Consider the following 25,832-nt stretch of genomic DNA (forward strand, 5'->3'; position numbering starts at 1 on the left):
TCGACAATCAGATAGGACTTCCTTATTCCCCATTTCACACACGAGAAGCTAATGTCTGCTGCCAACCCCAAGCCCATCATCGTTTTCGATCTCGACGGAACCCTTGTCGACACAGCACCAGACCTTCTCGACAGTCTCAATCACTGCCTCGCTATATCGGGCCTGAAAACAGCAGATCGTGAATCGTTACGCAGATTCGTAGGGCAAGGCGGGCGCGTCATGATCGAGCGTGCTTTCGCTGCGCAGAAGAAACAGGCTGACGAAGCACTGCTCGACAACCTCGTGGAAGAGTTCCGCGAACATTATGCGGATCACATGCCGGGACATTCAACCTTTTTCCCAGGCGTTGTGGAAGCAATGGACCGCTTCTCGGCAAGTGGCTACGAGTTGGCAGTTTGCACGAACAAATTTGAGGCCTTGTCGGTAAAACTCCTGACTTCCATGGGTGAAGCCGAACGATTTGCTGCAATCTGCGGAGCCGATACATTTGCTTATCGCAAGCCTGATCCGCGCCATCTCACCGAGACCATTGTACGGGCTGGTGGCAATCGTGAACGGGCAATCATGGTCGGGGATAGCCGAACCGACATCGACACCGCAAAAGCTGCAGGCATCCCCGTTGTTGCCGTCGACTTTGGGTATACCGATCTTCCCGTGCAGCATTACGATCCAAGCCGTGTGATTTCGCATTTTGACGAGTTCACTCTCGAAATGGCCGAACAGCTCATCGATGCGGTCACCGATCCCGTATAAAGGGAGAATGGTAAATGATTACGCAGCGTTTTCTTATATTTGGCTTTGTTTTCTTAGCCACGGTATCAACAGCGTCTGCGAACGACGGATCGCCGGGACTGCCCGGCGTTCAGGCTCAAAAACCCATTGTGACCGCCCCGCCGCCTGCTCCCGAACCGGAACAGGCACCAAGCGGTAACTGGAAAAATTTTCGTGTTGGCAATACTGACGTTTCGGTCTCTGGAAGCATCACGATTGATGTCGGCACCAAGAACAGCCGGACGTCCGGTCGTTAATTGCGAGAGGATCGCACCAATGCCGACAGGACAGCAGGTATCTGAGCAGGCAAATCTTCCGCAATAAGTCCATGGCCAAAGCGTCGCGCGGCGTCCGCATGCATCCACACGGAAGCACAGGCCGCTGCAAATGCGGGCATCCTTTGAGCAAGCAGGCCGCACACAATTCCCGTCAAGACATCGCCTGATCCTGCAGTGGCGAGCAGCGGGGTTCCATTGGCATTGACCACTGCCAGACCACCCGGTTCTGCGATCACGGTATCGGGACCTTTATATATAAGGACTGCGTTAGCACGCCTTGCAGCCTCGCGAGCCTTTTCGATCTTTGATGTCGAACTCTTTGCTATATCTGGAAAAAGCCGCCGGAACTCTCCCTCATGTGGTGTAAGCACAAGAGCAGTCTTTATGCCCTGTCGCTTATCGAAAAGCTCAGCTGGATTCTGCTCAAAGGCCGTAATCCCGTCGGCATCAAGAACCAAACCATGAAACCCCTCAGCCTCACCGCTTGCGAGAAACAGGGCGTGCTCACGCGCGAACGCGGGATTTCCATAGCCCGGACCGAGTACCGCTGCTGCGACCTTACGTTCGGCAAAGAACTGTCGAACATCCCTCAAACCACGGGTTTCACGGATCATGATACTGGTCAAATGCGTGGCATTGACCGTCATAGCATCGGGTGGAGACAGAAGTGTTACCGCACCCGCTCCACTACGGGCCGCAGCGAGGGCTGATAAGCGTGCGGCACCTGTCGAATGAGCGCCACCGGAAAACACGGCTGCATGGCCGCGACTATACTTATGGGCCTCAACGCCAGATACTGGCAGGGCGCTTGCCCAAAGGTCTGGAGCATTCTCGAATGCATGCGGTACGATCGCCGCGAGCATGTGATCGGGAATGCCGATATCGGCCGCATGAAGTACACCGCAATGCGCCCTTCCCGGTTGTAGCAAATGGCCGGGTTTCTTGCGAAAGAACGTAACTGTTGCTCGTGCACGGATCGCCGTTCCGAGGATATGGCCGCTTTCACCGGATATGCCACTAGGTAAATCAACCGCCACAACCGGCACATCAGAAGTGTTCACAGCATCAATCGCGATGGCTTCAGCTCCGTGAACATCGCGAGCGAGGCCAGCGCCGAATAATGCATCGATTACGCCACCGAAACTCGCGACCGAAAATTCACCGAAGTTCGAGACAGGCCCCTTATAGAACAACGACGCACGCATGGCATCGGAGCCTTTCCTCGGGGGAGCGGATGCGAAGCACACAACTTCCAAACCCGCTTCCAGCAGAAACTGCGCGGCGATGTAACCGTCGCCACCATTGTTGCCAGGCCCGCACAGAACAGCAACTGGAGCATTGCGAGGAAACATCCGCTGTGCAACCTCTGCGACGGCTCGGCCTGCAGCAAGCATCAGTGAGAAACCATCCTTGATACCAGTCTCGATCGTCTGGCGATCCGCTTCTGCCATTTCCTGCGGGGTCAGCAACTCGTACATCGCGTACCTTCTCAATACGGGGTCTCATTGTGATTAAATACGCGGCACCGGACTTTATGCAAGCTTGCCCTCTTTTGATGCACAATGACTAATTTTTAGACAGATAAACCAGAATGATAGTGCCTATTTCATACCCGTCAGCAGAGTCCCGCTTGCACAAGCGTCATGAATAGTGCCACTCTGCCTGCGGATGAACGAAATCGAAGAAATTATTTATACAGACTTCAAACTGGCACACTTCATGCTTCTCTATTGGTGAAACGGGCACAATGTCCATTTCCGTAGAAGAGCGGAGACCATTCTCTGATGAAAAAGATCGAAGCCATCATTAAGCCCTTCAAGCTGGATGAAGTGAAGGAAGCCCTTCAGGAAGTCGGCTTACAGGGGATCACTGTCATCGAAGCCAAGGGCTTCGGACGACAGAAAGGTCATACCGAGCTTTACCGCGGCGCCGAATATGTCGTCGACTTTCTTCCCAAGGTGAAAGTTGAAGTCATCGTCGCAGACGAAACCGTGGACAGCGCCATCGAAGCCATCCGCAAGGCTGCCCAGACGGGACGCATCGGCGACGGCAAGATTTTCGTCTCCAACATCGAAGAAGTTATCCGTATCCGCACCGGTGAATCCGGCGTGGATGCAATCTGATAATACCTGCGTACAATCCATCGTCGTGCAAACAGGGAATTAAAATGACGACTGCCAACGATATTCTCAAACAAATCAAAGACAACGACATCAAGTTCGTCGACCTTCGCTTCACCGACCCGAAGGGCAAACTGCAGCACGTTACGATGGATATCGGCCTCGTCGACGAAGAAATGTTTGTCGACGGCGTGATGTTCGACGGCTCTTCCATCGCCGGTTGGAAAGCCATCAATGAATCCGACATGGTTCTGATGCCGGATCCGACGACGGCCCATATCGACCCGTTCTTCGCTCAATCCACGCTGGTCATCCTTTGTGACATTCTTGACCCGATCTCGGGTGAAGCCTATGGCCGCGATCCGCGCACGACTGCAAAGAAGGCGGAAGCCTACATGAAGTCGCTCGGTATCGGCGACACGGTCTATGTCGGTCCGGAAGCTGAATTCTTCGTCTTCGACGACGTGAAGTACAAGGCTGACCCGTACAATACCGGTTTCAAGCTCGACTCGACCGAACTGCCGTCGAACGACGATACCGAATATGAAACAGGCAATCTCGGCCACCGTCCGCGCGTCAAGGGCGGCTATTTCCCGGTACCGCCGATCGACAGCGCGCAGGACATGCGCTCGGAAATGCTGACCGTCCTCACCGAAATGGGTGTCACGGTTGAAAAGCATCACCATGAGGTTGCTTCCGCACAGCACGAACTCGGCGTGAAATTCGATACGCTGGTCCGCAACGCCGACAAGATGCAGATCTACAAGTATGTCGTGCATCAGGTTGCCAATGCCTATGGCAAGACCGCAACCTTCATGCCGAAGCCGATCTTCGGTGACAACGGTTCGGGCATGCACGTCCATTTCTCGATCTGGAAAGAAGGCAAGCCAACCTTCGCTGGTAACGAATATGCCGGCCTGTCGGAAAACTGCCTTTACTTCATCGGTGGCGTCATCAAGCACGCCAAGGCCGTGAATGCCTTCACCAACCCGTCGACCAACTCTTACAAGCGTCTGGTTCCGGGTTACGAAGCCCCGGTTCTGCTTGCCTACTCGGCTCGCAACCGTTCGGCTTCGTGCCGTATTCCATTCGGCAATTCGCCGAAGTCCAAGCGTCTGGAAGTTCGTTTCCCTGATCCGGCGGCAAACCCGTATCTGTGCTTTGCTGCCCTGCTCATGGCTGGTCTTGACGGCATCAAGAACAAGATTCATCCCGGTCAGGCCATGGACAAGGATCTTTACGATCTGCCTGCCAAGGAACTGAAGAAGATTCCGACCGTCTGCGGTTCGCTGCGTGAAGCACTGCAGTCGCTCGATAAGGATCGTGAATTCCTCAAGGCTGGCGGCGTGTTCGATGACGATCAGATCGACAGCTTCATCGAACTCAAGATGGCCGAAGTGATGCGTTATGAAACGACGCCGCATCCGGTCGAGTACGACATGTACTACTCGGTTTAAGAAAGCTGCGCGGGCGTTAATGCGTTCGCGCCATTTCTTTTGCTCTTACCGAGGGGAACGACGCACAACACTTGATGATTGCGCGCGCAAAAGAAACCCCGGCATTGCCGGGGTTTCTTTATTAGATCAATGCGATAAGTCTGATATTTAAAGTGCTTTGAGCACGCGCGCCGCCATCATCATTTCAATTTCGCGGTTTTCTCGCCGCTCTATGGCTTCCGCGTCCGAACCCCAATGCTCGATAGTCCAGTCCTCATCAATATGAGCCAGATTCCAGCCTTGCTCTGCTGTTATTTCACCCTTTGCGATAGCAAGTGCAATAATCGCTGACCCGGTCAGCGTCGTCATTGTATGCAGTGATGCCAGCGCGATTGGGTCTTTGAAACCAGCCAGATGAACACCGAATGCCGCGATGGCTTCCCGAGGCTGTTCAACGTGCATCACACCTTCGGCAAGTGAAAAACGTGCGCCAAGGCCTTCCATCCAATCGATCAGCGGATCCCATTGCTCGGTCTGCCGGGAAACGAGTTCCTGCGGACTATCGGCGCGATAGCAAAGCATATCCGTGCCCGCGAAACGCAAAATGTCCTCAAAAACTGCCTGTGGATCCTGCGCAATCCCGTCAATCGCTGTGTTGACGAGACGGGTCGCAGGCATTTTCCCTGGGTCGATAACCTTTTCCTGAGCGGTGAATTCATCCGCTACAATCTGGGCCGCCGCCTTGGTCGGCAACAGCAGCAGATTGCGAGCCGGCGTCTTGACAGGGCGACCATCCAGATGGACGGCAAAGCCGCCTTCAACTTCCGCCACTTCTGCCTTTTCGTAGAAGCGTTTAGGCAGTTGCGCCAGCATCTGCTTTTGTGCCCGCACGATCGGGTTTTCGTCCGAAAGCTGCTTTCCTGCCTCAAGATCACTCAAAATATCACGCATAGATTTGTCCAGTTCAGTGTCGCTGACTTGGTGGAAGGCTCAACAACTAGAGAACCTGTTCGTCCATACCTTGCAGCAATGCATGGAGTTCAGATGGCGTGTCCAGAATGTGATGGGCGCCAGATTCAATCAGTCCCTGTCGGTTATGATACCCCCAGGAGACGCCCACCGCCATAGCCGCCGCCGCGCGTGCCATCTGCATATCATAAACAGCATCACCGATAACAATTGTCTGGCTGGGTTCTATCCCCATTTCCGCACAGGATTCAAGCACCATGGCCGGGTGCGGTTTCGACGGGCAATCGTCAGCAGTACGCGTCACCACGAAATGATGCCCGATGCCATGACGTTCGAAAACAGAGCGGACGCCGCGCTGGGATTTTCCGGTCACTATGCCAAGCAGAAGATCGTCCCTCGCCCCGAGCTCCGTCAGAAGCGGCATAATTCCATCGTAGAGCGGCTCCGTGAAATCGGGCGCCTGTCGCAACATCACAAAGTTTTCCTTGTAGCGTTGCGTCAACCAATGCACCTGCTCATCCGGCTCGCGATCCAGAATCTTAGCAATAGCCAGATGCAGCGACAGGCCGATGATCGAATGCGTTTCCTCGATTCCGGGAGGTTCCAGACCGGCATCTGCGAAGCTCGTAGCCATGCATCTGTGAATGAAGTCACCGCTGTCGACCAGCGTACCGTCGCAATCGAAAAGGACCAGTTTCATCGGGCGTTGGTGACCTTTGCCGGCTTGTTGATAATCATCAGTCCGCAACCAATCAGCGCAAGAGCCGCGAATATTTTCCAGCTCAGAGGCTCATTCAGGATCAGACCGCTCAATAAAACGCCGAAAGCGGGCGTGAGAAAGGCGAAATTAGAAAGTTTCGATGCCGGATAACGGCGCACCATCCAGAACCAGAGCGGATAGGTGAATGCCACCACGAATATCGCCTGAAAGAGAAACGCCGATATGGACAAGGCATCCGGGCTACGAAGCAATGGGCCGCTCAACGCGATGAATGGCAGCGGCACCAGTGTCGCGACCACCAGCTGGTAGAGAAGCGTCTTTTCTGGAGCCGTATAGGCAAGCCGGGTTCGCTTGATAACCAGCGTGGTAAGTCCCCACAGCACACCTGACACCAGCGCAAGCATATCGCCATAGATGGCGTACGGCCCCGGTCGGCTGACATGATCGGAGAAGACGAGAAACACACCCAGAAAGGCGATACACATGCCAACGAAGGCCCGGACAGACATCCGCTCGCCGAGAAGGAAATGACTGCCAATCGCGACCCAGAACGGCATGACGTTCATCATGAGTGTGACGCGCCCAACGCTCGTCAGCTCCATCGCCAGAAAAATCAGGACGAATTCGCTTCCGAACAACAGCCCGGCGGCAATTCCGGCCCAGAGCGTGCCATCACGCTTGAAAAGCGGAATACGGCGCCAGTAACACCAGAGAAAAACGCACAAGCCACCGAGCGCAGCACGCCCCGCTGCCATCAGCATGGGATTGAACCCTCGATTGCCGATCTTGATGGCAACCTGATTGAGCCCCCAGCTGAACATGATGAACATGACCAGCATGATGGCCAGTCCATCGAACGAAACTCGTCCCTCGGACGATCCCCCCGCTTCGCCTGACATTTTTAATCTTCCGCACTTTCCTCATCAAAGCCGAGCAGGTTCCACGACTGAACCATATGCGGCGGCAGTGGCGCGGTCACATCGATAGTACCGCCCGACGGGTTTGGAATACGAATACGGCGCGCATGAAGATGCAGACGTTTTTGTATACCGCCCGGGAATTCCCAATTCTGGTCAGCTTCAAAATACTTTGGATCACCGATGATAGGATGACCGATATAGGCCGCATGAACGCGCAACTGATGGGTTCTGCCGGTATAAGGCTCCATCTCCAGCCAGGTCAGATTGTTCCCTGCCTTCTCAATGATGCGATAATATGAGACAGCGTGATCGGAATCCGGCTCACCATGCTGGCAAACACGCATCTTGTCGCCATCCGGTGTCTGTTCCCTGACCAGCCAGGTGGAAATTTTGTCTTCGCGCTTGCGTGGAACGCCTTTGACCAAAGCCCAATAGGTCTTTTTGGTGTCGCGTTCACGGAAGGCGGTGGTCAACGCCTGCGCTGCGCCCCGCGTACGAGCAACGACAAGCACGCCCGATGTGTCACGGTCGATACGATGCACAAGACGCGGTTTTTCGCCCTTCTTGTTGCGCCATGCCTCCAGCATTCCATCAACATGACGCGATACGCCTGAACCGCCCTGCACGGCGAGACCTGCAGGCTTGTTGAAAACATACACTTTCGGGTCTTCATAAAGAAGCATCTGCGAAAGCACGTCGCCGTCCTGCTGACTGCGGATTGTGCGCGCCGTGACCGGGCCGACGGCCTTTTCATCGACGCCAAGAGGTGGAATACGAACAGTCTGTCCGGCCTGAATACGCGTATCTGCCTTGGCCCTTGAGCCGTCGATACGAACTTGCCCCGACCGCAGAAGCTTCTGCAGATGGCCGAAACCCAGCCCCGGATAATGGACCTTGAACCAGCGGTCGAGCCGCATGCCCGCCTCGCCTGTATCCACAATCTTCTGTTCAACGCCTGCCATGGAGAAACCCGATCAACTCTTGCTATTGCGGTGCGTACGCGCGCGCCGGTCATTAAGTCCTGTCAATAGACGCGAGTTCCGACGATTGCTAGGCGGAATTCCTGAAAACTGCAATTTGGCTGCTTTAGCCGAAACTGGTCCAGCAATCCCTAAAGAATTCCATTTCGACTACTGAATCTTCACACTCGGTTACACACGTTCTTAATTTATGGTCGATCTTGACACCCAATCGCCACTTCTTGTCGTCATCAGATATTGATAGAACTAAGGGGCTATACCATTTAGTCCCGTGAAATAGAACGAGCGGGAGTGCGAAAGTGTCATTGCTCAAAATCTACTGGCGAGCCATGGAATACCTTGCGGTCGAAAAGACTGCAACGATTACCATGTGTGTCGCCAGCGTGCTGGTTGCCCTGGTCACACTTGCCGAACCTATTCTGTTCGGTCGGGTCATTCAGGCTATCTCCGATAAGGGCGACATCTTCTCGCCTCTTGCGATGTGGGCTGCGCTTGGCGGCTTCAACATCGTTGCTGCAGTCTTCGTGGCGCGCGGAGCCGACCGCCTCGCACACCGCCGTCGTCTGGGCGTGATGATCGATTCTTATGAGCGTCTCATCACTATGCCGCTTTCGTGGCACCAGAAGCGCGGTACATCCAACGCACTCCACACGCTGATCCGCGCAACAGACTCGCTTTTCACGCTCTGGCTCGAATTCATGCGCCAGCATCTGACGACCGTGGTTGCTCTGGCAACGCTCATTCCGGTTGCAATGAGCATGGATATGCGCATGTCGCTGGTGCTCATTGTGCTCGGTGTCATCTATGTGATGATTGGCCAGCTCGTCATGCGCAAGACCAAGGATGGTCAGACCGCTGTCGAAAAGCATCACCACAAGCTGTTCGAACATGTGAGCGATACGATCAGCAACGTCTCGGTTGTGCAGAGCTATAACCGCATTGCGTCGGAAACCCAATCTCTGCGTGATTATGCCAAGAACCTGGAGAAGGTACAGTTTCCTGTTCTCAATTGGTGGGCGCTGGCCAGCGGCCTGAACCGCATGGCATCGACCTTCTCAATGGTGGTGGTTCTCGTTCTCGGCGCTTACTTCGTTACCAAAGGCCAGATGCGCGTCGGCGATGTAATTGCCTTTATCGGCTTTGCACAGCTGATGATCGGTCGTCTCGACCAGATCAGCGCCTTCATCAACCAGACCGTTACGGCACGCGCCAAGCTTGAAGAGTTCTTTCAGATGGAAGATGCCACGGCTGATCGTCAGGAGCCCCAGAGCGTCTCAGACCTGAACGACGTCAAGGGCGACATCATTTTCGACAATGTAACCTTCGAGTTTCCGAACTCCGGCCAGGGCGTCTATGATGTATCGTTTGAAATCAAGCCGGGACAGACGGTGGCCATCGTCGGCCCAACCGGTGCAGGCAAGACGACGCTCATCAATCTGTTGCAGCGCGTCTTTGATCCGGCAGCTGGCCGCATCACGATCGACGGAACAGATACGCGTACCGTCAGCCGTCGTTCGCTACGTCACGCCATCGCAACCGTCTTTCAGGATGCAGGCCTGTTCAATCGATCGGTCGAGGAGAATATTCGTGTCGGTCGTGAAAGCGCCACGCATGAGGAAGTGCATGCTGCAGCACGTGCCGCAGCAGCCCACGACTTCATTCTGGCCAAGAGCGATGGCTACGATACGGTTGTCGGCGAACGCGGCTCACAGCTTTCGGGCGGTGAACGTCAGCGCCTTGCGATTGCGCGCGCAATCCTGAAGGATTCGCCGATCCTCGTTCTGGACGAAGCCACCAGTGCGCTTGACGTTGAAACCGAAGAGAAGGTGAAGCAGGCGGTTGACGATCTCAGCCACAACCGCACGACCTTCATCATTGCTCACCGTCTTTCTACAGTCCGCTCCGCCGATCTGGTCCTTTTCATGGACAAGGGCCATCTGGTCGAAAGCGGCAGCTTCGATGAACTGGCCGCACGCGGCGGTCGCTTTACCGACCTTCTTCGTGCTGGCGGCCTCATGCTGGAGGACAAAGCGCCCAAAGCTGTTGAGGGTAGCAATGTGATGCCGTTCCCGTCCAAGGGCGCAGTGGGCTAAATCAAAGAGCTTTCAAATGAAAAGCCCGCGATGATCTCATCGCGGGCTTTTTTCTTCATGGCCTAAAATCTAAAACGGTACGTCGAAGCGGAGTCCATCATATCCCGGTTCGACATTACCCGGTGTCTCACGCATGACGGTCTCGTAATCGAGTGGAACGTGCATATGCGTGAGAATGGCGCGCTTGGGCGCCAGCTTCTCGATCCATTCCAGCGCTTCGCCAAGCGAGAAATGGCTTGGATGTGGGCGGTATTGCAATGCATCGATGACGAGCACGTCGGCCCCGCCCAAATACTTGAGGCTTGTTTCAGGGAAAGCGCTCACATCGGTGCAATAAACAACAGATCCGATACGAAAGCCGAGCGATTCAATATCGCCGTGCACCTGACTAAACGGCTCGAAGCGGATTGGGCCACCCGCTCCCGATATGGAAAACGGCGTCTCCGGAGCAATGTCGTGCATGCTGAGGATCGGCGGGTAGCTCGATCCGGCAGGTGTTTCGAAACAATAGCCAAATGCCTCGAAGAGCCGGTTCCGCGTCAATCGATTGGCATAGACATCCATGAGACGACGATTTTCAACGACATATGTGCGAAGATCGTCGACACCGTGAATATGGTCAGCATGCGGATGTGTATAAACAGCCGCATCGAGGCTGTGTGCGCCTGCATCAATCATCTGAGCACGGAAATCCGGCCCGGTATCGATCACAACTGTTGTGCTGTTACCTGTATCGTCAAATCGCTCAACCAATAGCGATGCGCGACGACGTTTGTTTCTCGGATTATTGGGATCGCAACTGCCCCAATCGCCATTGATACGCGGCACGCCGGGCGACGAACCACAGCCCAGAACCGTGAAACGCAGGCAATTTTTGGGGGGAGTCACGCTCAATCTTCCCCCTTACAATGCCAGTGTAGGCCGAGGCATCTTGGAAAACAGCCTGAACACATTGTCGCTCGTGATACGCGCGACTTCGTCATTGCTCACGCCAATTGTCTCAGCCAGCACGGCCGCCGTATGCTGCACGAAAGACGGTTCGTTACGCTTGCCCCGGTGCGGCAACGGAGCAAGGAACGGCGCATCCGTTTCCACCAGCAGGCGGTCACGCGGAACGATGGTCGCTATTTCACGGATCTCCGGTGAGTTCTTGAAAGTCAGAATCCCTGAGAAAGAAACATAACCGCCGAGCGCGATGCCCTTTTCAGCCAGAGCACGACCGGAAGAGAAGCAGTGCAGGATAAACGGAAAAGCGCCCTTCTCCGTCTCACGCTCCAGTATCTCGGCCATATCCTCATCCGCACTGCGGGCATGAATGACTAACGGCAACTGAGTCCGACGCGCCGCCTCGATGTGTACGAGGAAACCTTGGCGCTGCGCTTCCGGTGGGGCATAGTCGTAGTGATAATCGAGACCCGCCTCGCCTATGGCGACAACCTTCGGATGTTCCGAAAGACGCACGAGATCATCAGCCGTAATGTCGAGTTCTTCATGCGCATTGTTCGGATGGGTACCGACCGAGCAATAAACGGAATCATAGGCTTCCGCGATCGCACGGATCGTATCGAATTTCTTTACCCTCGTGGAAATCGTCACCATGCGCCTAACTCCGGCATCCAGAGCGCGCTGAACAATATCATCACGCTCCGGTTCAAAGTCGGCAAAGTCGAGGTGACAATGACTGTCGACAAGCATCATTGAACTCAGTTCTGTTCTTCTGTTTCCACATAGCGCGGAAATACCGGCTGCGGGGCTGGCAGATCGGCACCCCCGACAAGCTGGCTTGCCGTAACGTCAGAGAACTGACGCTTGTCGGCAGGAATTGCCAGTATGTCGAGAAGCTTTTCTGCCGACTGCGGAATGAACGGCTGCACCATAATGCCGACACGGCGAATGACTTCAGCTGTTACATAAAGGACAGTGCCCATGCGTGCAGGATCGGTCTTGCGCAGAGCCCAAGGCTCCTGCCCTGCGAAGTAACGATTGGCTTCCGCAACGACGGCGAAGATCGCGCCGAGCGCCAGATGCAGCGCTTGGTCGTCCATAGCTTTACGCGCCGTTTCCAGCGCCGCATCGGCCTGATCGAGAATGGCTTTATCCGCGTCGGAGAATTCACCCGGAACCGGAACCTTACCTTCGCAATTCTTGGCGATCATCGACAGCGAACGCTGCGCCAGATTACCGAGATCATTGGCCAGATCGGCATTGGTGCGGTTGACGATGGCGTCATGACTGTAGCTGCCGTCCTGACCGAATGGTACTTCACGCATCAGGAAATAGCGCAGCTGATCGAGCCCATAACGTTCAACGAGACCGAAGGGATCGATCACATTGCCAAGGGACTTCGACATTTTCTCGCCGCGGTTGAACAGGAAGCCATGTGCGAAAACCCGCTTCGGCAGCGGAATACCAGCAGACATCAGGAATGCAGGCCAATAGACGGCGTGAAAGCGCGAGATATCCTTGCCGATGATATGTGCATCGGCAGGCCAATAACCCCACTTTTCATCCGAAGTATCAGGATAGCCAAGAGCAGTAATGTAATTGGTCAGGGCATCGACCCAGACATACATGACGTGTTTCTCGTCACCCGGCACCGGAATGCCCCAGTCGAATGTCGTACGCGAAATCGACAGGTCCTTCAGACCCGACTTTACGAAGCTCACGATCTCGTTGCGACGTTCCGCAGGCATGATGAAGCCCGGATTCTTCTCGTAAAGATCGAGCAATTTGTCCTGATAGGCTGAGAGACGGAAGAAATAGCTTTCTTCCTCAACCCATTCGACAGGAGTCCCTTGCGGACCGTAGCGCACACCATCCTCGCGGACTTCCGTTTCCTCTTCGCCGTAATAGGCTTCGTCACGCACGGAATACCAGCCGGCATATCCACCCTTGTAGATATCGCCATTGTCAACCATCGCTTTCCAGATAGCCTGGCTCGCCTTGTAATGGCGCTCTTCCGAGGTGCGAATATAGTCGTCATTCGAGCTGTTCAGCACATCCGCCATCTGGCGGAACGCAGCCGTATTGCGATCTGCGAGCTCGCGCGGCGTAATGCCTTCCTTGCGCGCGCTCTGCAACATCTTGATGCCGTGTTCGTCCGTACCGGTCAGAAAGAAAACATCCTTGCCATTCAGGCGCTGAAAACGCGCCATTGCATCGGTCGCGATCAACTCATACGCGTGGCCGATGTGCGGCTTTCCGTTCGGATAAGCAATCGCGGTGGTGATGTAATATTTTTCGCGGCTCATTATGGACCCGGTCTTTCGAAGTTTGAAAGCGCGCCTGAATGATTAGCAGACACACGAGGAGAAAATTATCAGCGGTGACATAACGCATGTCAGCGGCCATGTCACGCAAGCGGAGGCTGACCGGAACGAAAAGCGCGATGCGTTTTTTCCAAAAGGATTACCACAGCTTGCCGGCGGTCGAGATTATAGGTTTCAGCATCCACGGTCTCGCGTACGAGATCACTCCAGAAACGCGACCAGCGATCTGCATCACGCAGTTGCCCTGCCTCCGCACGACGACGAGCTTCGATTGCAACCTGCCCAAGCAGATGATCACGGAACAGCTCATATTGAACCTCCGACTCACGACCATTCAATATGCCGCCGAGCGCCTGCGCTTTCGGCAAATCGAAATTTTGTCCTTCGAGAAGGGAATCGACAGTGTCGGAGATTTCGATACCGCCATTCGCTACCAGCAGAAGTGCCTTACGCACACTGCCTTCCGATCGCTGGAGCAGTGTTTGCGTAACAGCATCAGCCTGCATTCCGACACCGGGACTGACATGTGCCAAGGCATCCGTCAACCCAGCATCGTCGAGTGGCTTGAAGCCGATGCTCTGGCAACGCGACCGGATTGTCGGGAGCAAGCGTCCCGCCGAATGGGAAATCAGGATAAAGAGCGCCCGTGCAGGAGGCTCTTCCAGGGTTTTCAGGAGTGCATTGGCGGCATTGCGGTTCATATCATCGGCAGGGTCGACAATAACGATGCGCCAAGCGTGGTCTGATGCCGTTCTGGTCAGAAAATGTGTAACCCGGCGGATTTCCTCCACAGGAATACCCGTTTTGAATTTCCCGGTCTTCTGATCGAATGGGCGATTAATATGCAGGACAGCGGGATGCATCCCGCCTGCAATCTGTCGCCAGAGCGGTCTTGCAAAATCCGGAACAGCAATATGCTCCGGCGCCTCGCTATTGTCGCCATGCGCCAGCATATGCCCTGCCAGGTGAAAAGCGAGCGTTGCCTTGCCGATCCCCTGCGCACCTTCAAAGAGCAGCGCATGATGCATACGCCCCTCGCGATAGGCTTGCGCCAAAAAGTCACTAATCTCCCGGTGCCCGGCAACATAATCACTTGCAGAAGGCTCTGGCACACCTTCAATGGAATCGTGCGCTTTAGGGACGTCGAGTTCCTCAATCACAACAACCCCCTTTCCTTCAAAGCACTATCAACCTCTTTTGCGACATCACTTGCAATCTGGTCTTGCAAGCGATCAGCATCGATCACCTTGCAGCGTTCAGGTTCCACCTCGGCGATTGCGAGAAAGGCTTGCCGTCGTGCCTCGTGCACAGCAATATCTTCCTTCTCGAATCGGTCCGCCGTCTCGCTACCGCGCCGTTTTCCAGCACGAGACAAACCCTTCTCTGCGGGAATATCGAGGATGATCGTCATGTCAGGCATGGCGCCATCGATCGCAATGCGCTCCACCGCCGCCATATAGGTTCTGTCGAGATTGCCGGTAACACCTTGATACGCACGACTTGAGTCGATGAAACGGTCACAGAGGACCACCCGCCCCTCATTCAGCGCCGGGCGGATAAGCTGGTCCACATGGTCTGCTCTTGCCGCCGCGAACAGAAGCGCCTCCATCGCTGCGCCGTAGTTCTCCGCATTGCCGCTCAATATGACATGGCGAATTGCTTCCGCACCAGGAGAACCACCCGGTTCTCGCGTGGTGACCGGATCGAAGCCGTTTGCCCGCAAATGCTTGGCCAGCAACGCAATTTGCGTTGATTTGCCCGCTCCTTCGCCGCCTTCGAATGTGATGAACAATCCCGACAAACCAACTTCCAAATGTTTGAATCGATGTCCGAATGGACTTCTATGAAAGTTATTATCGGCCTTTGGCTATCAGGTCGAGCCTGGAATACGCGTAGCACAGGTTAAAGATATTTCCGCAGCCAGCCAGTGGAAAGCTCCATTGCCGCACCCAATGCGCGCTTCGAAAGGCTCCCCTCTTCTACAGATTGCGCTGTAAAAACAGGAACATCGCGAAGAATACTACCATTAAGCTCCAGCCGAAGAACGCCGACCTGCTGGTTGTCGGCGACAGGTGCATCGAGTGGACCCTTATAGACAATACGCGCTTTCAGCTTGTCGCGACCGTCCTTGGGCAACAACAGCTCGACGCGATCCTTGACCTTCAACGGCACGTGCGTGAGCGCACCACCGAAAACTTGCGCCTCACCCACGATTTCGTCCGCCGGATAAAGCTGCACATCATCAAATGCCGTCATCCCCCATTGCAGGAGACGCTTTGCTTCTTCTTCACGCTCCTTGATGCTGGCAAGGCCGCTCACCGCCAGATAAAGCCTGCGACCGTTCTGTTCCGCCGACCCGACCAGCGCAAAGCCCGACGCTTCCGTAAAGCCTGTTCCCATGCCGTCAGCCCCGACATCAAGCCGCAATAACGGATTGCGGTTGCGCTGCATGATGTTGTTCCAGGTGAAGGCCGGTTGAGCATAGTACTTATAATATTCAGGATGGGCGGTTCGGATATGTCGCGCCAATCTGACCAAATCCTGCAGCGAGACTACTTGTCCTTCAGCAGGCAAACCCGTCGAGTTTACGAACTTGGAGCCGGTCAAGCCTAGTTCCTTCGCACGGTCGTTCATGCGGTCTGCGAAAGCCTGCTCGCTGCCTGCCAGTCCTTCTGCCAGTACGATAGCTCCGTCATTCGCCGACTGAACAATCATTCCTTGCAAAAGATCAGCGACGGTCGGCGTCGACTTGATACGCGCGAACATCGTTGACGTCCCCGAGGGTGCACCTCCGGTTCTCCATGCATTTTCGCTGACTGTATATGATGTACCGAGTGTCGTGGCACCCTGTTCGAGCGCTTCAAATACCACTTCCGCAGTCATCAGCTTGGCAAGAGACGCAGGAGGAATCGGAACATTGGCATTCTTGGAAAGAAGCACAGTTCCGCTCCGGTCATCGACGAGCAAGACCTGCGGAGCTTTTGTAACGAATGCAGTTTCGACAGGTGCCGCCAAGCTAGTAACCGGCATGGCAACAGCCAGCGAAACGCCGGCAGTGACGGCACGAGCAAACACCAGTGTTTTTGAAATCAGCCCCATGCAAATCCCGTTACGTGAGCAATGTGATAGAGCTTACGCAACGAATCCGACCAAAATCAATATGCCAGTGTTTATCACCGTATCGTGAGCGATCAATCGAGACGCACCACAAACGCATTTTCTGCGCCTGCCTTCCAGGCCGCACGCAGCAGGGCATCATTTCCACCCTTCTCGGCCACGGCTGTCAACTCGTACAACTCACTGGTTTCGGTCGGAATCTTCGTGAGCGTAAATCTGATTGAGCCTGGCAATGAAGCCTGAACCTGCTTGGCCTCTTCAAGCGTCTTGAATGTGCCAATCTCAACATATTCGCCGTGTTCCTCGGCTTCACGACGCTTCCAGGCGCTTGAGATCGCATCCTTGGTCAGGATGCTGCCATAGGCGCGCTCTTCGGCATAGGCTGTTGCTGCAAGCCGGTCAGACGCATAGCCCGCGAGACCGCTGACACCGGCAGCATTAGCCACTCCGAAGCTTGTACCGGGGCGCTGCGACGGTACCGGTACATTTGCCGGTAACATTGGAGCTGCTCCACCCGACGGATCGCTATAAGCAGGATCGACTGCAAACGGTGAGTTTTCAGGTATAGGCGCGGACACCGGAACCGCGTCCATTACAGGCATCGGAACGCGTGACTTCGGTGAGGTCGGCGTCGGCCCGTTCATTGCCATCATGACGCCAGTTGCGGGCTGGCCGATCGCATCGCCACCTGCCGGACGGTACGACGCCATCAGAAATGCATCATCATTGCCGTTCAACGGAGCTCTTCCGACATATTCGACCTTCACATTCGCTGTACCGTGATGCTGATAATCAAGCATTTCGGCAGCTTTCTGGGAAAGATCGATCACGCGATCATATTCGTATGGACCACGGTCGTTCACACGCACGATCACCGAACTGCCATTGGCAAGATTGGTCACGCGGGCATAGCTCGGCAACGGCATCGTTGGATGCGCTGCGGTCAGATGCGTCATGTCATAGACTTCACCATTGGCAGTCAGACGACCATGGAAAGCTTCGCCATACCAGGAGGCATGGCCGACCTTGACGTATTTCTTGTCTTCCTTGGGATAATACCAGCGCCCCTTAACCTTGTATGGCTGACCGGTCTGATCGCGCCCGCCACCACGTGGTAGAGGCTTTCCTTTCGAAAAGGCTACGCGTGGGCTGGCTTTCACGCCATATTTGGATTCGGCGAAATATTCCTTCGAGCGCTTTGTCTTCGATTTCGGCTGCGGTGCCGATGCACAACCCGCCAAGGCAACAGCAATGGCCATAAACGACAACAGAACGACAGAACCGCGCTTATCGCGCAGCTTCACTGCCTTGCCGTTGACCGAATGTTTCAGCCCTCGTTTCGAATCCATACGCCACACGCCCGTTACTCAACAACGCAACCGGAAACGCTGGTCACGCCTTTTAGAATTTAGTGATGTCACCGATTCATTGACGGATCATTAAAGCTTTTGAAATTCCGCGTATTTTGAGTCGCATTGAACGGCACGGGCTCAACGCGGACGCGCCATGAATGTCCTGACTTGTGGAACAATCGCTCATTCGAAACGTTGAATTTTCAACAGGAAGGAGAACAAAAATGTTGAGAGCAATGATCCTTTGGCTGATGGGGGTTCCACTCGTTGTCGTGCTGCTTATCTGGTATTTTTTCTTTTAAATGTGGAACGTTCAGACCCTTCAATCGTTATTCATACGGCTCTTATGACCTCCGAGCCAGTCACCTAACGTCATGGATTAGGCCCGCTCCAACAAGGCGGGTCTTTTTTTGCGTGATCAACATCACGGCCTCAATTTTGAATCTGGCATGTAAACATTGATTGCTTTGCGCAGCAGACGAAAATGGGCAGGTGTCCAGGTTGACAGTTCACCATCTGTGTTTACGGCACGCGGCTTCTTGGTGCGCACAATAACTTCGGTCGTCGGGAAAGCCCGTACATCATCCCATTTGGAATGGGTACCGCGACGCAAGCTTGGAAGCAGGCGCAAAAGCTTCCACCAGTGATCGACTTCCAGACTATAGAAATCCAGCTTACCGTCATCCACTGTCGCATCCTTTTCGACAGCCATACCGCCGCCGTAGAATTTTCCATTCCCGACAGAGACTTGCAACGTACGGATTTTCTCTGTCATGCCGTCATGTTCCAGATAGACTGTGAAAAGCTCGGAGCGCATGAGGATGCGCGCTGCGACAATCGCATAACCGAGCTTTCCCCATTTCTTCTTCGCCGCGGAACTCAGTTGCTGCGCCAATTCAGCACTGAAACCGATACTTGCGACATTGAAATAAAGGTGACCGTTCACCTCACCCAGATCGATGGGCTGCACCTCGTAGGATGCAAGGCGACGCGCTGCCTCAACTGGATCGGCAGGAATGCCAATGGTTCGGGCAAAATCGTTTGCCGTTCCCAGCGGAAGGATTGCAAGCGGCAATCCGGTTTCCATCAATCCTTTGGCCGCAGCGTTCAGCGAACCGTCGCCACCACCGACAATAACCAGATCGCAATCTCTTTCACGAAGGATCACATCTGAAATTGTTTCATCGTCCTGCGGATTTCGTTCTATGAGCTGGAGGCCACCGCGTTCCAATGCTGCACGAATATCCGCGCCGTAACCCCTGCCATTTCGGGCATGTGGGTTTACGATAAGTAGTGCTCGGCGCTTTGTGGTCTTACCCATGGACTTCCTGTCATCTGCAACAGCCTGCGAATCTGGCTGCATGGTTAGGAGCGTTACCTGCAGATGGCCCCTCAATCCTGGATATCAATGGAATGGTTCATGAAAAATTTGTCACGGTACTGTAGTGTTTCGTGAGGTCATGAGACCGCATGTAGTGACAAGGCCGACCTGTCGACAAAACAGTTTGACGAGACCAGAAAGAGAACATAGTTTGGCAAAACCAACTGTAAAACTTTCTAAAGCGGCCTCGTCGAATTTGTCGCTAATCGACTGAAATACATTACAGTTTGCGGGTATGATGTAATGGTAGCCTGTCAGCTTCCCAAGCTGAACGCGCGGGTTCGATTCCCGCTACCCGCTCCAACATAATCGCTCGCACAAGTGTCAGAGACTAGCGAACATTTTCTCCGGTTTTTGGATCGACCTTCACCTCCACCTTGGCGCCAGCCTTGGTGACATATTCGATCTCGTAATAACCACGATCATTCCAGTCGACTTCATCAATGAAAGCAGTATCCGCGTTCTGTTCGATTTTCGCGATTATTTCCGAAAGTTTGGCGCCTTCCGGTGGCGGAGCGGCATAGGCCGCAGCAACAGACAGACCAAGAAACAAAGTCGTAACAGCAAGACGCATGGTTCTCTCCTTTAGCTATCCTAAAAGAGTAGGACTTCAGGCGTCTTCTTCAAGGCTAATGAGCATTACTTTATGATGGGGCTTATCGAACCGGTGAAGGTTTGATCTATCATCGCAGAGAGTTTAGGCTCTGCTCCAGACAAGATGACGACGATCGCTAGCATCAATATCAAAGGCGCAGCAAGAATGCCGCTCCTTACAGCCGGTTCGAGAATGCGCCGGGTTTTCTTGCTTCGCGTGGATTGCTGATCTCTCATGCAACTAACAGTAGTCGAGCAGACTTAATCGCCTATTAAATAATGTAGTTAATGCGTTATTAGCGCCCAACTACCGCTTAGTTTCCCTTGTTGCCGCGATATATATTGACCCCTAGCTCACGAATTTTCTTGCGCAGCGTGTTCCGATTTAATCCCAGAAGATCTGCCGCCTTGATTTGATTTCCACGTGTTGCCGTAAGACAGGCAAGGATCAAGGGATATTCCAGTTCCGCCAGAACCCGATGATAGAGACCTAGAGGCGGCAGGTCGGCACCGAATGACGCGAAGTAACGCTGCATATTCTGCTCGACAGCCTGCGATATGGAAATGTTCTCCATATCGCCACCACCGGCGGGAACGATATCCGGCTTGGCCAGTTCAGACTTCAATTCGGTTTCGATGATCTCCGGCGATATTTCCTCTTGCGGATAAAGCGCCGCCAGTCTTCGCACGAGATTTTCCAGCTCACGCACATTTCCAGGCCATGGGTACCGACGCATCATTTCCAGGCCAGCAGTGCTGATACGTTTTTCGGGCAAACCTTCTTCGGCAGCCCGCTTGAAAAAATGGCGCACGAGATCGGCCACATCCTCGCTGCGCTCGCGAAGCGGCGGCAAGCGCAGAGGCACGACATTCAGCCGATAATAAAGGTCTTCGCGGAAAAGTCCTTGTGCAATCAACTGCCGCAAATCCTTGTTGGTTGCTGCAACGATGCGCACATCGGTCTTGATCGGCGTGCGTCCGCCGACTGTCATATATTCGCCCTGTTGCAGCACACGCAAAAGTCGGGTTTGTGCTTCCATCGGCATATCACCGATTTCGTCGAGAAACAGTGTTCCACCATTCGCCTGCTCGAAGCGACCGCTCGAGCGGTTTTGTGCGCCGGTAAAAGCGCCCTTCTCGTGCCCGAACAACTCAGACTCAATCAGGTCGCGTGGGATTGCCGCCATATTGATCGCAACAAACGGTCCTTTTCGACGGCGTCCATATTCGTGCAGGGCGCTCGCAACCAGTTCCTTGCCCGTACCGGATTCACCCGTAACCATCACGGTCAAGTCCGTCTGCATCATGCGCGCCAGCACACGGTATATTTCCTGCATCGCAGGCGAACGGCCCACCAGCGGCATGTTATCTGCTTGCTCATCCGATAGAGCGGCAATGGGCTTGTGTTTTGGTTCAGACAGCGCACGACCGACGATATTAATGAGTTCCGTCAAATCGAATGGCTTCGGCAGATATTCGTAGGCTCCCGCCTCGGATGCCCTAATTGCCGTCATGAATGTGTTCTGCGCGCTCATCACCACAACCGGCAGGTCGGGACGCATCTTCTTGATGCGCGGCAGAAGATCAAAGGCATTCTCGTCCGGCATATTGACGTCTGTAATGACCAGATCACCATCACCTGCAGCCACCCATCGCCAGAGCGAGGCAGCATTGGAAGTTACGCGCACATCGTAGCCTGCTCGCGACAATGCCTGGTTCAGCACGGTCCGAATGGCTGCATCGTCATCCGCCACCAATATGGTTCCCGTCGGACGTCCTGCGATCATGCGTTATCTCCAGTATTTCCAGCTGCCAGTTCAGTATTTTTCCATGCGGGCATCAGAACGCGGAAAGTCGTTCGCGAAGGATGGCTGTCACATTCGATAATGCCACCATGATCGCCAATGATCTTCGCAACGAGTGCCAATCCCAGCCCCGAGCCATTGGTCTTCGTGGTCACGAACGGATCGAACAAATGCGGCAGCATATCCTGCGGCACACCTGGACCATTATCATGCACACAGAATTCGAGAGGCAGCGCCACCCTGTCCCGTGCGCCCGGCACCTGTAGACGAATGCCTGGACGATAAGCCGTGGACAGGACAATCTCGCCGCCCTCACGATCGCCTATGGCTTCCGAGGCATTCTTCAGGAGATTGAGAAAGATCTGCACGAGCTGGTCACGATTGGCGAAAACCGGCGGGAGAGAAGGATCATAATCTTCCACAAAGCGGATCTTCCGTGCGAACCCGTTCTTCGAAATCGCCTTCACATGATCCAGAACCGCGTGAATGTTGACCGCAGAGCGCTCGATGGGGCGCTCGTCCGAGAAAACTTCCATGCGGTCAACCAGTGAAACAATCCGATCCGTTTCGTCGGTAATGAGGCGCGCAAGCGCTCGATCTTCATCGCTGACAACCTGCTCCAGCAACTGTGCCGCACCGCGGATACCGGATAAAGGGTTTTTGATTTCATGGGCCAGCATTGAGGCAAGCCCGGTCACGGACCGCGCAGCACCTCGATGCGTCATCTGGCGGTCTATCTTTTCAGCCATCGTCTTTTCCTTGAAGAGGATGACCACAGCTCCCGGCAGCTCCGCTACAGGCGCTACGTAAACATCAACAATGCGCTCTGCCCCAAGACGCGGCGACGAGACATCGACGCGATATTCGTTCACCGGCATCTGACTGGTGCGAACCTGATCGACGAGTGCCAGAAGCGGGCTGCCGAAGGGCAGAAAGGATTCCAGCCGGTTGCGCGCCAGAATGGACGAGCCGGAACGAAAGAACTGTTCCGCGTCCAGATTGGCATAGGCGATATAATTCTCGGCGCTAACCATGATAACCGGTTGGCTGATCGCATCGAGTACAACAGACGGAATACCGTTCGTTTCGGTTCTCTCGCGCATCAGGCAACCTCTTTGAGCGCGGTTTCAGGAACTTCGCGCATGAATATACGACGCAAGGCATCGATGACGGCTTTCCGGTCAGTCAGGGTCATGACTTCTGCTTTCTCGATTGGCGTACATGCAGCGCCAGCATGACGATCAAGATACCAGCCGAGATGTTTGCGCGAATGACGGATGCCCGTCGTACTTCCATAATGCTCGAGCATATCTTCGTAGTGCTTTATAATATAATCAAGAATTTCACTTCGTGACTGTGGGGCAAGATCGCTTCCAGCAATTGCACCGGCCAGCCATGGTTGTCCATAAGAGGCACGCCCGACCATCACGGCATCCGCTCCGGAACGGCGTAAAATTTCCTCCGCATCAGGTCGACACGCCACGTCTCCGTTGGCAATCAGAGGAATCCTGACTGCATCCCGGACGGCGTGAATTGCATTCCAGTCCGCTTTACCTTCATAGAACTGACAACGCGTGCGCCCATGGACAGTCACCATGGCAATACCGGCTCCTTCAGCGCGCCTTGCAAGTTCAGGCGCGTTGACGCTTTTCTCGTCCCATCCCAGCCGCATCTTGAGTGTGACCGGAACGCGGACCGCATTAACCGTGGCCTCGACGAGGGTCATTGCGTGATCGAGATCGCGCATCAGCGCAGATCCCGAATAACCGCCCGTCACTTTCTTGGCCGGACACCCCATATTGATATCGATGATATCAGCGCCTTCACCTTCGGCGATCCTGGCCGCCTCGCCCATCCAGTGTGCTTCTCGTCCCGCGAGCTGCACGACATGCGTTCCAAGCCCTTCACCCGAAAGACGCAGAAGGCTTTCCTTGTGACAGTTACAGAGTTCGGCGCTGGCGACCATTTCAGACACGACCATGCCAGCGCCAGCCTCTGCGGCACGCCTGCGGAACGGAAGGTCCGAAACGCCAGACATCGGCGCGAGGAAAACGCGATTGGCAAGGGCCACATCGCCAATGGTCAAAGGTTGATCGAGAAAACTCACCAATAAATGCCTATTTGATGTGCATAGTGCAATTAGCACATACATTAATCAGTCTCAATTTTCAACGCAAGGAAAAGCGCGCGCAAAATCACGATAAATCAATTGCCGTCTGGCATTTATCTGCACAAGGCATTATTCGGCTTGAAAAGGCAAATTTGAACAGATGCAACCTTTGGCAGAGGCGACAACCATTTCAAAGATAGCAGCAGTCATTGTGGCAGCTGGCCGCGGAGAGCGAGCCGGGCAGAGCATCGAAGGGCCGAAACAATACCGGCGCATCGGTGGCGAAGCCGTACTTGCCCGCACTTTGCGCGCTTTTATCGACTGCCCGCTGGTTGATAGCATCGTTGTCGTCATTCATCCAGACGACCATGTGCTTTACGAACGCGCCCTCCCGGAAAACTGCGGCACCATTCTCGTCGTGAATGGCGGCGCTACCCGGCAGGAATCAACGCGCCTTGGTCTCCTCGCATTGCGAGATTATGCACCGCAATATGTCATGATCCATGATGGTGTGAGACCGTTTGTCAGTCAGGATTTACTGAAGCGTATCGTCGAAAATCTCGCGCCTGATGAAGGCGTTCTACCGGCTCTGGCAGTTTCGGACACTCTCAAACAGTCAGCCACAGACGGAACAGTAAAAACGACGGTGCCTCGCGTTGGTCTTTTTGCTGCACAGACCCCCCAAGCATTTCCCTATACGCCAATCCTTGATGCACATGAAAAGGCCTTCGCGATCAGTCGCTCTGATTTCACGGATGATGCTGCCATTGCCGAATGGCAAAGTATCGCTGTCCGCATCATCGAAGGATCGGCGGACAATACCAAGCTTACCTGGGCAAAGGATATCGAAATGGCTGACAAACGCCTGCGGCAAGACCACGTCTCGTTTCCCGACATTCGTACTGGCAATGGTTATGACGTCCATTCCTTTGAACCCGGCGATCATGTGACGCTGTGCGGTGTGAAAATTCCCCACGAAGCGAAACTCAATGGCCATTCAGACGCCGATGTTGGACTTCATGCGCTGACCGACGCCCTGCTTGCGACGCGAGGAGCGGGTGATATCGGCACGCATTTCCCGCCTTCCGACCCACAATGGAAAGGCGCTGCTTCCCGCATCTTTATCGAACATGCTGCCAATATCGTGCGTGAAGCTGGCGGTCGTATCGCCAATGTCGACGTGACCTTTATCAGCGAAGCACCGAAGATCGGCCCACATCGTGCAGCAATGACAGAAGCTCTTTGCGACATGCTGGGAATTGCCGCCGATCGCGTTTCCATTAAAGCCACAACCAACGAAAAACTTGGCTTCGTCGGACGCCGTGAAGGTATCGCTGCCATTGCAACGGCAACCGTCATCTATCCCGGCGAGGTTCCCGAATGAGCGCGCTCATCGCAGAAGACAAAGCTATTGCCGTGCTGGAAGCCTGCCGCAAGGCCGGTGTAATGATCGCGATGGCCGAGTCTTGCACAGGCGGGCTTATAGCTGGATCTCTGACCGACATCGCCGGTTCATCCGATGTCGTGGATCGCGGCTTCGTTACTTATTCCAACGAAGCGAAAGCCGAAATGATCGGTGTTCCGATGGAATTGATCAATCGCGTTGGCGCTGTCTCGAAAGAAGTGGCGCTTTCCATGGCTGAAGGGGCACTTTCTCGCTCCCGCGCCGGTGTAACGGTGGCGGTTACGGGCGTTGCGGGGCCAGGCGGCGGTTCCGATGAAAAACCTGTCGGTCTCGTGCACATCGCATCGGCGCGAAAAGGCCACCCGCCCCTTCATCGCGAATACCATTTCGGTCCAAAAACCAGAGCCGAAATCCGCCACGCGACGGTTTTCGCCGCACTGGACCTCGTTCTGGAAAACCTTCGATAGTCTGAAGCATATACTTTTATCTGTCGCGCCCTATCCTTGTCTTT

24 protein-coding genes and 1 tRNA gene are annotated in these 25,832 nt (G+C 54.5%); 8 read left to right on the top strand and 17 right to left on the bottom strand.

Annotated features, from left to right (window positions below; genetic code table 11):
• The first annotated feature begins 51 nt into the window (after nucleotides 1–51).
• The gene (locus AC1RHM_RS01690; protein ID WP_010660037.1) at nucleotides 52–753 is read left to right on the top strand and encodes an HAD family hydrolase; all 702 of its coding nucleotides are present in this window, start codon (nucleotides 52–54) and stop codon (nucleotides 751–753) included.
• 14 nt (nucleotides 754–767) lie between these two features.
• Nucleotides 768–1,028, top strand: coding sequence for a hypothetical protein (locus tag AC1RHM_RS01695; RefSeq protein ID WP_010660036.1), 261 nt, complete (start codon nucleotides 768–770; stop codon nucleotides 1,026–1,028).
• On the opposite strand, the gene AC1RHM_RS01700 is transcribed toward AC1RHM_RS01695, so the two are convergent.
• Nucleotides 1,025–2,527 carry a bifunctional ADP-dependent NAD(P)H-hydrate dehydratase/NAD(P)H-hydrate epimerase gene (locus AC1RHM_RS01700; protein ID WP_010660035.1) on the bottom strand — a complete coding sequence of 501 codons (1,503 nt, stop codon included), beginning with the start codon at nucleotides 2,525–2,527 and terminating at the stop codon, nucleotides 1,025–1,027. The genes AC1RHM_RS01695 and AC1RHM_RS01700 overlap by 4 nt on opposite strands.
• A 306-nt stretch (nucleotides 2,528–2,833) precedes the next feature.
• Between AC1RHM_RS01700 and AC1RHM_RS01705 the strand changes: the two genes are divergently transcribed.
• Nucleotides 2,834–3,172: a P-II family nitrogen regulator gene (locus AC1RHM_RS01705; protein ID WP_002964122.1), complete on the top strand. Its 339-nt coding sequence runs from the start codon at nucleotides 2,834–2,836 to the stop codon at nucleotides 3,170–3,172.
• Nucleotides 3,173–3,216: 44 nt separating this feature from the next.
• Nucleotides 3,217–4,626 carry a type I glutamate--ammonia ligase gene (gene glnA, locus AC1RHM_RS01710; protein WP_010660034.1) on the top strand — a complete coding sequence of 470 codons (1,410 nt, stop codon included), beginning with the start codon at nucleotides 3,217–3,219 and terminating at the stop codon, nucleotides 4,624–4,626.
• A 147-nt stretch (nucleotides 4,627–4,773) separates the two neighbouring features.
• Here glnA and AC1RHM_RS01715 read toward each other — a convergent pair whose 3' ends face one another.
• The 4 genes from AC1RHM_RS01715 to AC1RHM_RS01730 are packed head-to-tail and all read right to left on the bottom strand — an operon-like array spanning nucleotide 4,774 to nucleotide 8,177.
• A complete protein-coding gene (locus tag AC1RHM_RS01715; protein WP_010660033.1) occupies nucleotides 4,774–5,556 on the bottom strand; it encodes an ATP12 family chaperone protein in 783 nt (260 codons plus the stop codon).
• Between the two features lie 46 nt (nucleotides 5,557–5,602).
• The gene (locus tag AC1RHM_RS01720) at nucleotides 5,603–6,274 is read right to left on the bottom strand and encodes an HAD-IA family hydrolase (protein WP_010660032.1); all 672 of its coding nucleotides are present in this window, start codon (nucleotides 6,272–6,274) and stop codon (nucleotides 5,603–5,605) included.
• A complete protein-coding gene (locus AC1RHM_RS01725; protein ID WP_010660031.1) occupies nucleotides 6,271–7,194 on the bottom strand; it encodes a DMT family transporter in 924 nt (307 codons plus the stop codon). Before AC1RHM_RS01725 ends, AC1RHM_RS01720 begins: the two co-directional genes overlap by 4 nt.
• A gap of 2 nt (nucleotides 7,195–7,196) precedes the next feature.
• On the bottom strand, nucleotides 7,197–8,177 hold the full coding sequence (locus AC1RHM_RS01730) for an RluA family pseudouridine synthase (protein WP_010660030.1): 981 nt from the start codon (nucleotides 8,175–8,177) through the stop codon (nucleotides 7,197–7,199).
• Nucleotides 8,178–8,494: 317 nt separating this feature from the next.
• Here AC1RHM_RS01730 and AC1RHM_RS01735 point away from each other — a divergent pair, with 317 nt between their 5' ends.
• The gene (locus AC1RHM_RS01735) at nucleotides 8,495–10,288 is read left to right on the top strand and encodes a glucan ABC transporter ATP-binding protein/ permease (RefSeq protein ID WP_010660029.1); all 1,794 of its coding nucleotides are present in this window, start codon (nucleotides 8,495–8,497) and stop codon (nucleotides 10,286–10,288) included.
• Between the two features lie 69 nt (nucleotides 10,289–10,357).
• On the opposite strand, the gene AC1RHM_RS01740 is transcribed toward AC1RHM_RS01735, so the two are convergent.
• The 8 genes from AC1RHM_RS01740 to AC1RHM_RS01775 form a co-directional block, all read right to left on the bottom strand.
• A complete protein-coding gene (locus AC1RHM_RS01740) occupies nucleotides 10,358–11,176 on the bottom strand; it encodes an MBL fold metallo-hydrolase (protein ID WP_010660028.1) in 819 nt (272 codons plus the stop codon).
• Between the two features lie 15 nt (nucleotides 11,177–11,191).
• On the bottom strand, nucleotides 11,192–11,983 hold the full coding sequence (locus AC1RHM_RS01745; protein ID WP_010660027.1) for a TatD family hydrolase: 792 nt from the start codon (nucleotides 11,981–11,983) through the stop codon (nucleotides 11,192–11,194).
• 8 nt (nucleotides 11,984–11,991) lie between these two features.
• Nucleotides 11,992–13,539: a methionine--tRNA ligase gene (gene metG / locus AC1RHM_RS01750; RefSeq protein WP_010660026.1), complete on the bottom strand. Its 1,548-nt coding sequence runs from the start codon at nucleotides 13,537–13,539 to the stop codon at nucleotides 11,992–11,994.
• A gap of 101 nt (nucleotides 13,540–13,640) precedes the next feature.
• Nucleotides 13,641–14,717: a DNA polymerase III subunit delta' gene (locus AC1RHM_RS01755; RefSeq protein WP_010660025.1), complete on the bottom strand. Its 1,077-nt coding sequence runs from the start codon at nucleotides 14,715–14,717 to the stop codon at nucleotides 13,641–13,643.
• Nucleotides 14,714–15,358 carry a dTMP kinase gene (tmk, locus tag AC1RHM_RS01760; protein ID WP_010660024.1) on the bottom strand — a complete coding sequence of 215 codons (645 nt, stop codon included), beginning with the start codon at nucleotides 15,356–15,358 and terminating at the stop codon, nucleotides 14,714–14,716. The genes AC1RHM_RS01755 and tmk overlap by 4 nt, the downstream gene beginning before the upstream one ends.
• Nucleotides 15,359–15,459: 101 nt before the next feature.
• A complete protein-coding gene (locus tag AC1RHM_RS01765) occupies nucleotides 15,460–16,656 on the bottom strand; it encodes a D-alanyl-D-alanine carboxypeptidase family protein (protein ID WP_010660023.1) in 1,197 nt (398 codons plus the stop codon).
• Nucleotides 16,657–16,748: 92 nt separating this feature from the next.
• A complete protein-coding gene (locus AC1RHM_RS01770; protein WP_010660022.1) occupies nucleotides 16,749–18,023 on the bottom strand; it encodes a septal ring lytic transglycosylase RlpA family protein in 1,275 nt (424 codons plus the stop codon).
• Between the two features lie 427 nt (nucleotides 18,024–18,450).
• Nucleotides 18,451–19,347: a lipid kinase gene (locus AC1RHM_RS01775; RefSeq protein ID WP_029376096.1), complete on the bottom strand. Its 897-nt coding sequence runs from the start codon at nucleotides 19,345–19,347 to the stop codon at nucleotides 18,451–18,453.
• 289 nt (nucleotides 19,348–19,636) lie between these two features.
• On the opposite strand from AC1RHM_RS01775, the gene AC1RHM_RS01780 reads away from it, so the two are divergent.
• Nucleotides 19,637–19,710, top strand: a tRNA-Gly gene (locus tag AC1RHM_RS01780).
• A gap of 28 nt (nucleotides 19,711–19,738) precedes the next feature.
• Here AC1RHM_RS01780 and AC1RHM_RS01785 read toward each other — a convergent pair.
• The 4 genes from AC1RHM_RS01785 to dusB all read right to left on the bottom strand — a co-directional run bounded on the left by AC1RHM_RS01785 (nucleotide 19,739) and on the right by dusB (nucleotide 23,913).
• Nucleotides 19,739–19,981 carry a PepSY domain-containing protein gene (locus tag AC1RHM_RS01785; protein ID WP_010660020.1) on the bottom strand — a complete coding sequence of 81 codons (243 nt, stop codon included), beginning with the start codon at nucleotides 19,979–19,981 and terminating at the stop codon, nucleotides 19,739–19,741.
• A 334-nt stretch (nucleotides 19,982–20,315) separates the two neighbouring features.
• Entirely contained in the window at nucleotides 20,316–21,788 is a 1,473-nt protein-coding gene (ntrC, locus tag AC1RHM_RS01790) for a nitrogen regulation protein NR(I) (RefSeq protein WP_010660019.1), read from the bottom strand.
• Nucleotides 21,785–22,909, bottom strand: a complete 1,125-nt coding sequence (locus AC1RHM_RS01795) for a two-component system sensor histidine kinase NtrB (RefSeq protein WP_492332441.1) — start codon at nucleotides 22,907–22,909, stop codon at nucleotides 21,785–21,787. Before AC1RHM_RS01795 ends, ntrC begins: the two co-directional genes overlap by 4 nt.
• On the bottom strand, nucleotides 22,909–23,913 hold the full coding sequence (gene dusB / locus AC1RHM_RS01800) for a tRNA dihydrouridine synthase DusB (RefSeq protein ID WP_029376094.1): 1,005 nt from the start codon (nucleotides 23,911–23,913) through the stop codon (nucleotides 22,909–22,911). Before dusB ends, AC1RHM_RS01795 begins: the two co-directional genes overlap by 1 nt.
• A 163-nt stretch (nucleotides 23,914–24,076) precedes the next feature.
• On the opposite strand from dusB, the gene AC1RHM_RS01805 reads away from it, so the two are divergent.
• Both AC1RHM_RS01805 and AC1RHM_RS01810 read left to right on the top strand, forming a co-directional pair.
• The gene (locus AC1RHM_RS01805; protein WP_010660016.1) at nucleotides 24,077–25,300 is read left to right on the top strand and encodes a bifunctional 2-C-methyl-D-erythritol 4-phosphate cytidylyltransferase/2-C-methyl-D-erythritol 2,4-cyclodiphosphate synthase; all 1,224 of its coding nucleotides are present in this window, start codon (nucleotides 24,077–24,079) and stop codon (nucleotides 25,298–25,300) included.
• Nucleotides 25,297–25,788 carry a CinA family protein gene (locus tag AC1RHM_RS01810; protein ID WP_010660015.1) on the top strand — a complete coding sequence of 164 codons (492 nt, stop codon included), beginning with the start codon at nucleotides 25,297–25,299 and terminating at the stop codon, nucleotides 25,786–25,788. Before AC1RHM_RS01805 ends, AC1RHM_RS01810 begins: the two co-directional genes overlap by 4 nt.
• Nucleotides 25,789–25,832 lie beyond the last annotated feature (44 nt).

This window comes from Brucella sp. GW823-FHT04E01, from assembly GCF_058796175.1.

Coding starts and splice junctions, on each gene's coding strand:
- AC1RHM_RS01690 (WP_010660037.1), top strand. CDS start 52: ATGTCTGCTGCCAACCCCAAGCCCATCATCGTTTTCGATCTCGACGGA.
- AC1RHM_RS01695 (WP_010660036.1), top strand. CDS start 768: ATGATTACGCAGCGTTTTCTTATATTTGGCTTTGTTTTCTTAGCCACG.
- AC1RHM_RS01700 (WP_010660035.1), bottom strand. CDS start 2,527: ATGTACGAGTTGCTGACCCCGCAGGAAATGGCAGAAGCGGATCGCCAG.
- AC1RHM_RS01705 (WP_002964122.1), top strand. CDS start 2,834: ATGAAAAAGATCGAAGCCATCATTAAGCCCTTCAAGCTGGATGAAGTG.
- glnA (WP_010660034.1), top strand. CDS start 3,217: ATGACGACTGCCAACGATATTCTCAAACAAATCAAAGACAACGACATC.
- AC1RHM_RS01715 (WP_010660033.1), bottom strand. CDS start 5,556: ATGCGTGATATTTTGAGTGATCTTGAGGCAGGAAAGCAGCTTTCGGAC.
- AC1RHM_RS01720 (WP_010660032.1), bottom strand. CDS start 6,274: ATGAAACTGGTCCTTTTCGATTGCGACGGTACGCTGGTCGACAGCGGT.
- AC1RHM_RS01725 (WP_010660031.1), bottom strand. CDS start 7,194: ATGTCAGGCGAAGCGGGGGGATCGTCCGAGGGACGAGTTTCGTTCGAT.
- AC1RHM_RS01730 (WP_010660030.1), bottom strand. CDS start 8,177: ATGGCAGGCGTTGAACAGAAGATTGTGGATACAGGCGAGGCGGGCATG.
- AC1RHM_RS01745 (WP_010660027.1), bottom strand. CDS start 11,983: ATGCTTGTCGACAGTCATTGTCACCTCGACTTTGCCGACTTTGAACCG.
- metG (WP_010660026.1), bottom strand. CDS start 13,539: ATGAGCCGCGAAAAATATTACATCACCACCGCGATTGCTTATCCGAAC.
- AC1RHM_RS01765 (WP_010660023.1), bottom strand. CDS start 16,656: ATGGGGCTGATTTCAAAAACACTGGTGTTTGCTCGTGCCGTCACTGCC.
- AC1RHM_RS01770 (WP_010660022.1), bottom strand. CDS start 18,023: ATGGATTCGAAACGAGGGCTGAAACATTCGGTCAACGGCAAGGCAGTG.
- AC1RHM_RS01775 (WP_029376096.1), bottom strand. CDS start 19,347: ATGGGTAAGACCACAAAGCGCCGAGCACTACTTATCGTAAACCCACAT.
- AC1RHM_RS01785 (WP_010660020.1), bottom strand. CDS start 19,981: ATGCGTCTTGCTGTTACGACTTTGTTTCTTGGTCTGTCTGTTGCTGCG.
- ntrC (WP_010660019.1), bottom strand. CDS start 21,788: ATGATCGCAGGACGTCCGACGGGAACCATATTGGTGGCGGATGACGAT.
- AC1RHM_RS01795 (WP_492332441.1), bottom strand. CDS start 22,909: ATGCGCGAGAGAACCGAAACGAACGGTATTCCGTCTGTTGTACTCGAT.
- AC1RHM_RS01805 (WP_010660016.1), top strand. CDS start 24,077: ATGCAACCTTTGGCAGAGGCGACAACCATTTCAAAGATAGCAGCAGTC.
- AC1RHM_RS01810 (WP_010660015.1), top strand. CDS start 25,297: ATGAGCGCGCTCATCGCAGAAGACAAAGCTATTGCCGTGCTGGAAGCC.